Here is a 5,848-nt window from a genome sequence, read left to right as displayed (position 1 = left end):
GCCGCCGAGACCATGCGCCTGCCCACCGGCCAGGCGGTGCCGCGCGCCGGCGCGCTGCTGCTGGCCTACCTGCTCTCGGCCACCGGCATGGTGCCGCCGATGGTCTATCTCGCCGATCTCGGCGTGCGCGGGCGCGGGCTGGAGGCGGCGGCCACGGCGCTGCTCTGGGTGCTGTTCGGGCTGGGCGCCGCGGCGGGCACGCTGCTGGGCGGGCGGCTCGCCGGCCGCATCGGCGGGCGGCGGACACTGACGCTGTGGATGGCGGTGCAGGTGGCGGCGCTCGGTCTCTGCCTGCTGCCCGGCGCCGGCGCGGTGCTGCTGGCGGCGCCGTTCTGCGGCTTCGCCGGGGTCGGCGCCAGCGCCGTGGCCCTGGCGGCGGCGCGCGAGATCGGCGGCCCCGCCGCCGGCATCCTCTGGGCGCGGGCCACGGTGATCTACGCCCTGGCCCAGGCGGTGACCGGCTTCGCCCTGGCCGCGCTGTTCCACGCCACGGGGGACAGCCACGCGGCGGTGTTCGGCGCCGGGCTGCTGGCCTCGGCGGCGGCGCTGGCGGTGGCCTGGGCGGGGCAGCGCCTCGCCTGATCGTGCGGGGCAGGGCGCTTCCCGGCCGGGCGACCGCCGCCCAGTCTCTCGCCATGGCAGATCCGTTCGACCTCGACCGCTTCGTCCAGGCGCAGGCGCCGGTCATCGACCAGGTGCGGCGCGAGCTGGCGGTGGGCCAGAAGCGCAGCCACTGGATGTGGTTCGTCTTCCCGCAGCTACGCGGCCTCGGCCATAGCGCCATGGCGCAGCGCTACGGCATCGCCTCGCTGGCGGAGGCGCGGGCCTATCTGGCCCATCCCGTGCTCGGCCCCCGGCTGCGGGACTGCGCGGCGCTGATGAACGCCGTGCCGGGCCGCTCGGCGCACGACATCCTGGGCAGCCCGGACGACATGAAGTTCCAGTCCAGCATGACGCTGTTCGCGCTGGCGGCGCCGGCGGAGCCCGTCTTCGCCGCCGTGCTGGACCGGTTCTACGGCGGCACCCGCGACGCGCGCACCCTGGCCGCGCTCCCCCCGGAAAACTGACAGAAAGAAGATGGGGGTCCGGGGGAATTCCTTCCCCCGGCCTTCCCTGTCACGCAAACATCGGCCGCACATCCCGGAGCGGCTGCCACGCCGGCTTGCCATCCTTGTCCACCAGCACCGAGCGGACGCCTTCGGCGAAATCCGGGTGCCGGGTGACGCTGCGGGTCAGCACCAGCTCCTGCTCCAGGCAGCCGGGCAGGTCGAGGCTGGCGCCGCGCTCCAGCAGCTCCAGCGTCACCGCCACGCTGGTCGGCGAGACGCGGGCGAGGATGGCCTGCTGCTCGCGCGCCCAATCCGTGGCTTCGGCCTGCAGCGCCGCCTCGATGCCGGCGCGGTCCGCATGGCCGAAGCAGCGCTCGATGGCCGGGCGGAGCCCAGCGATGCGCCCCTCCGGCACGGCCTCGGCGAAGCGCTCCACCGCCGCGGCGTCGCCGCTCTCCAGCAGGGCGGCGCGGAGCGCGGCCAGCTTCTCGCGCGGCACGAAATGGGTGGCGAGCCCGGCTTCCACCGCCTCGGCGCCTTTCAGCCGGGCGCCGGTGAGGGCGATCCAGCGCCCCATCGCGCCGCTGGGCGAGCCGGGCAGGCGCGGCAGCACGTAGCTGGTGCCGACATCGGGGAAGAGCGCGATGGCCGTCTCCGGCATGGCCAGCAGCGCGTGCTCGGTGACGATGCGGTGGCTGCCATGCACCGAGACGCCGAGCCCGCCGCCCATGCACACGCCGTCGATCAGGCTGACCCAGGGGCGCGGGAAGGTGGCGATGCCGGCATTCACCGCGTATTCGCGGGTGAAGAAGGCCTCCACCGCCTCGAAGCGGCCGTCCAGCACGTCCTGCCGCACCTGGCGGACATCGCCGCCGGCGCAGAAGGCGCGGTCGCCGGCGCCTTCCAGCAGCACCATCCGCACCTCCGGCGCGTCCCGCCATTCGGCGAGGGCAGCGGCGAAGCCGTCGATCATGGCGAGGTCCAGCGCGTTCAGGGCGCGGGGGCGGTTCATGGTGAGGTGGCCCACGGCGCCCTCCCGCCGGATGATCAGGCTGGCTTCGGCTTGGGTCATCGACGATCCTCCGTTCGGTTGTGCGGCGCAGGGTCGCGGCATGGCGCGCGGTTGACAACCCGCCCGCCGGCGGGAATGCAGCGCCGGAGGGTACAAACAGAGGCGCGAAGCACGGGGGATGAACAGGATGGCGGAGCCGCTGGTCCGCTTCGAGGGCGTGCGCAAGGCCTATGGCGCGGCGGCCTCCGGCTATGCCGTGCAGCGGCTGGACCTGGAGGTGGAGAAGGGCGAGCTGCTCACCCTGCTCGGCCCTTCCGGCTCCGGCAAGACGACGACGCTGATGCTGCTGGCCGGCTTCGAGATGCCGAGCGAGGGGCGCATCCTGCTCGGCGGGCGGGACATCGCGCGGCTGCCGCCGCACAGGCGGGGCATCGGCGTGGTGTTCCAGTCCTACGCGCTGTTCCCGCACATGAGCGTGGCGGAGAACGTGGCCTTCCCGCTGGAGGTGCGCGGCGTGCCCAAGGCCGCGCGCGCCGAGCGGGTGCGGAAGGCGCTGGCCATGGTGCGGCTGGAGAGCTTCGGCGAACGGCGGCCCACCCAGCTCTCGGGCGGGCAGCAGCAGCGCGTCGCGCTGGCCCGCGCCATGGTGTTCGAGCCGCCCATCGTGCTGCTGGACGAGCCGCTGGGCGCGCTGGACAAGGCGCTGCGCGAGGAGATGCAGTACGAGATCCGCGCCCTGCACCAGCGCCTGGGCCTGACCATGATGTACGTGACGCACGACCAGCAGGAGGCGCTCACCCTCTCGGACCGCATCGCCGTGTTCGAGGGCGGGCGCATCCGCCAGCTCGCCGCGCCGCGCCGCCTCTACGAGCAGCCGGAGAACGCCTTCGTCGCCGGCTTCGTGGGCGAGAACAACCGGCTGCCCGGCGTGGTGCGGAGCGCACCCGAGGGGGAGGGGCGGGACCGCGCCATCCGGGTGATGCTCGACAGCGGCACCGAGGTGCTGGCGCGCCCCGTGGATGCCGGCGCGCCCGGCAGCCGCTGCCTCGTCGCGGTGCGGCCGGAGCGGGTGGCGGTGGCCGCCATCCTCGCCTCCGAGATGGGGGAGGACGCGCTTTCCGCCCGGCTTGTCGAGGTGATCTTCCAGGGCGACCATGTTCGGCTGCGCCTGAGCCTGGGCGATGGCGCCGAGGTGGTGGCCAAGCGCCCCGTGGGGGCGGGGATGCTGCCGGAGCCGGGCACGCTGGTCTCGGTGGCGTGGGACCCGGCGCACGCCCACGCCTTCGCCGCGGAAGGCTGAGAAGCGCGGCGGAGGCCTTTGCCCTTCAACCCCTTCGCGTCCTGGCCTAGGCTGCGCGGCGGGAGAGCCGGCGGTCCCGGCCAGGGGAGCAAGACGATGCTGCGGAGAGGTTTCGGCGCCATGCTGGCGCTGGGTGTTGGCCTGCTGGGCACGGGTCTTTCGGGCGGCGCCGCGCAGGCGCAGGGGCGGGACCTGACCATCGTCTCCTGGGGCGGCGCCTACCAGGACGCGCAGCGCGAGGTGTTCTTCCGCCCCTGGCAGCAGCAGGGCAATGCCCGCCTGCTGGAGGAGACCTGGGATGGCGGCGTCGGCGTGCTGCGCGCCAAGATCCAGTCCGGCGCCAACAACTGGGACCTGGTGCAGGTGGAGAGCGAGGAGCTGCTGCTCGGCTGCGAGGAGGGGCTGTTCGAGAAGATGGACTACGCCGCCATCGGCGGGCGGGAGCACTACATCCCCGAGGCCGTCAGCGAGTGCGGCGTCGGCAACATCCTCTATTCCTTCGTGCTGGCCTATGACCGCGCGCGCATGGCCAATGGCCCGCGCAGCTGGGCCGACTTCTTCGACACGGCGAAGTTCCCCGGCAAGCGCGGCCTGCGCCGCGGCCCGAAGGTGACGCTGGAGATCGCGCTGCTGGCCGATGGCGTGGCCCCGGGCGAGGTCTACAAGCTGCTCGGCACCAGCGCCGGCGTGGACCGCGCCTTCCGCAAGCTCGACACGCTGAAGCAGGACATCATCTGGTGGGAGCGCGGCAGCCAGCCGCCGCAGCTGCTGGCCAGCGGCGAGGTCGCCATGACCAACGCCTACAATGGCCGCATCAGCGCCGCCAACCAGAATGACGGGCGCAATTTCGGCATCGCCTGGTCCGGCAACGTCTTCACCCTCGATTCCTGGGTGATCATGAAGGGCAGCCCGAACAAGGCGGCGGCGCTCGACTTCCTGAAGTTCGTCGGCCAGCCCAATGTCCAGGCCGGGCTGCCGCCGCGCATCCCCTATGGCGTCACGGCCAAGGGCGCCAACGCCAACCTCGCCCCCGCCGTGCTGGCCAACCTGCCCACCGCGCCCGAGAACGCCGAGGGCGCGCTGCAGCTGAACGACCAGTTCTGGCTCGACAACCTCGACAAGCTGAACCAGCGCTTCAACAACTGGGTCTCGCGCTGACTTGGCCCAAGGGACGAATGCGCCGCTGAAAGCGCGGCTGGCGGCGGCGGCGCTGGTGGCGCCGCTGCTGCTGTTCCTGCTTGGCGTCTTCGTGCTGCCGATCGGCGCCTTCCTGTTCCGCGCGGTGCAGGAGGGCGAGGTGGCGCCGGTGCTGCCGCGCACCCTGGCCGCGCTCTCGGCCTGGGACGGCACGGCGCCGCCGGGGGAGCCCGCCTTCGCCGCCCTGGTCGAGGACCTGCGGGAAGCGCGGGCGCGCGACCAGCAGGCGGGCGGCGGCGGCATCGCCCGCGCCGCGGCGCGGCTGAACGCCGACCTGCCCGGCTTCCGCTCCCTGCTGCCGATGACCGCCCGGCGCGTGGCCCAGCCCTTCGAGGGCGAGGCGCGCGCGGCGGTGCTGGCGATCAGCGAGGAGTGGGGCGGCATCGCCCCCTGGGGCGCCATCCGCCGCGCCGGCGGCCCGGTCTCGGACTTCAACCTGCTGGCGGTGCTCGACCTGAAGCGGGACGCCACCGGCAGCCTCGCCACCGCGCCGCCGGACGAGGCGATCTTCCGCGCCATCCTCTGGCGCACCCTGTGGATGGGGCTGCTGGCCACGCTCATCTGCCTCGGCGTCGGCTACCCGCTGGCCTGGCTGATCGCCACCGCGCCGCCGCGCGCCGTGCCCTGGCTGATGGCCGGCGTGCTGCTGCCCTTCTGGACCAGCCTGATCGTCCGCACCGCCGCCTGGATGGTGCTGCTGCAGCGCGAGGGGGTGGTGAACGCCGCCCTCGGCGCGCTGCAGCTGACCTCCGGGCCGCTGCCGCTGCTGTTCAACCGCGGCGCCGTGCTGCTGGCCATGGTGCACATCCTGCTGCCCTTCATGGTGCTGCCCATCTATGCCAGCCTGAAGTCGCTGGACTGGCGGCTGCCGCGCGCCGCCGTCTCGCTCGGCGCCGCGCCGGCGCTGGCCTTCTGGCGGGTGACGCTGCCGCTCTCCCTGCCAGGGGTGGGGGCGGGGTGCCTGCTGGTGTTCATCCAGGCGCTGGGCTTCTACGTCACGCCCGCCCTGCTCGGCGGCGCCAACGACCAGATGCTGCCCTATTTCGTCGCCTTCTACGCCTCCCGCACGGTCAACTGGGGGATGGCGGCGGCGCTCTCCTGCCTGATCCTGGCGGCGGTGGCGGTGATCCTGGCGGTGTATGGCCGGCTCGTCGGCTTCTCGCGGATGCGCGCGGCATGAGCGCCGGCCCCGCCACGCCGCGCATCCCGGCGCGCATCGCCAGCCGTGAGGCCCCGGCCGCGCCCGTGCCGCCCGCCGCGCAGGCTGTTCCACAGCGCCGGCAGCCAGAA

At 73.8% G+C, this 5,848-nt stretch carries 6 protein-coding genes; 5 read left to right on the top strand and 1 reads right to left on the bottom strand.

Annotation, left to right across the window (positions count from 1 at the left end; genetic code table 11):
- Together ACZJYS_RS21955 and ACZJYS_RS21950 are read left to right on the top strand one after the other, a co-directional pair.
- A partial coding sequence (locus tag ACZJYS_RS21955) for a YbfB/YjiJ family MFS transporter (RefSeq protein WP_493180319.1) occupies positions 1 to 582 on the top strand: 582 nt, incomplete at its 5' end.
- Positions 583 to 635: 53 nt separating this feature from the next.
- Positions 636 to 1,067 carry a DUF1810 domain-containing protein gene (locus ACZJYS_RS21950; RefSeq protein ID WP_493180318.1) on the top strand — a complete coding sequence of 144 codons (432 nt, stop codon included), beginning with the start codon at positions 636 to 638 and terminating at the stop codon, positions 1,065 to 1,067.
- A gap of 49 nt (positions 1,068 to 1,116) precedes the next feature.
- Here ACZJYS_RS21950 and ACZJYS_RS21945 read toward each other — a convergent pair whose 3' ends face one another.
- Positions 1,117 to 2,121 carry an enoyl-CoA hydratase/isomerase family protein gene (locus ACZJYS_RS21945; RefSeq protein WP_379652112.1) on the bottom strand — a complete coding sequence of 335 codons (1,005 nt, stop codon included), beginning with the start codon at positions 2,119 to 2,121 and terminating at the stop codon, positions 1,117 to 1,119.
- A gap of 127 nt (positions 2,122 to 2,248) precedes the next feature.
- On the opposite strand from ACZJYS_RS21945, the gene ACZJYS_RS21940 reads away from it, so the two are divergent.
- The 3 genes from ACZJYS_RS21940 to ACZJYS_RS21930 all read left to right on the top strand — a co-directional run bounded on the left by ACZJYS_RS21940 (position 2,249) and on the right by ACZJYS_RS21930 (position 5,738).
- A complete protein-coding gene (locus ACZJYS_RS21940) occupies positions 2,249 to 3,361 on the top strand; it encodes an ABC transporter ATP-binding protein (protein WP_379652111.1) in 1,113 nt (370 codons plus the stop codon).
- A 96-nt stretch (positions 3,362 to 3,457) separates the two neighbouring features.
- Positions 3,458 to 4,519 carry an ABC transporter substrate-binding protein gene (locus tag ACZJYS_RS21935; protein WP_379635438.1) on the top strand — a complete coding sequence of 354 codons (1,062 nt, stop codon included), beginning with the start codon at positions 3,458 to 3,460 and terminating at the stop codon, positions 4,517 to 4,519.
- A 1-nt stretch (position 4,520) separates the two neighbouring features.
- Positions 4,521 to 5,738: an ABC transporter permease gene (locus ACZJYS_RS21930; RefSeq protein ID WP_181378068.1), complete on the top strand. Its 1,218-nt coding sequence runs from the start codon at positions 4,521 to 4,523 to the stop codon at positions 5,736 to 5,738.
- Positions 5,739 to 5,848 lie beyond the last annotated feature (110 nt).

This window comes from Roseomonas sp. TS2, assembly GCF_058833935.1.
Note: the sequence above shows the minus strand (reverse complement) of the source record. Positions and strands in the feature narration are given on the sequence as shown.

Excerpts from the sequence above, each read along its gene's own strand:
- ACZJYS_RS21945 (WP_379652112.1), bottom strand. The coding sequence starts at position 2,121 with ATGACCCAAGCCGAAGCCAGCCTGATCATCCGGCGGGAGGGCGCCGTG.
- ACZJYS_RS21950 (WP_493180318.1), top strand. The coding sequence starts at position 636 with ATGGCAGATCCGTTCGACCTCGACCGCTTCGTCCAGGCGCAGGCGCCG.
- ACZJYS_RS21940 (WP_379652111.1), top strand. The coding sequence starts at position 2,249 with ATGGCGGAGCCGCTGGTCCGCTTCGAGGGCGTGCGCAAGGCCTATGGC.
- ACZJYS_RS21935 (WP_379635438.1), top strand. The coding sequence starts at position 3,458 with ATGCTGCGGAGAGGTTTCGGCGCCATGCTGGCGCTGGGTGTTGGCCTG.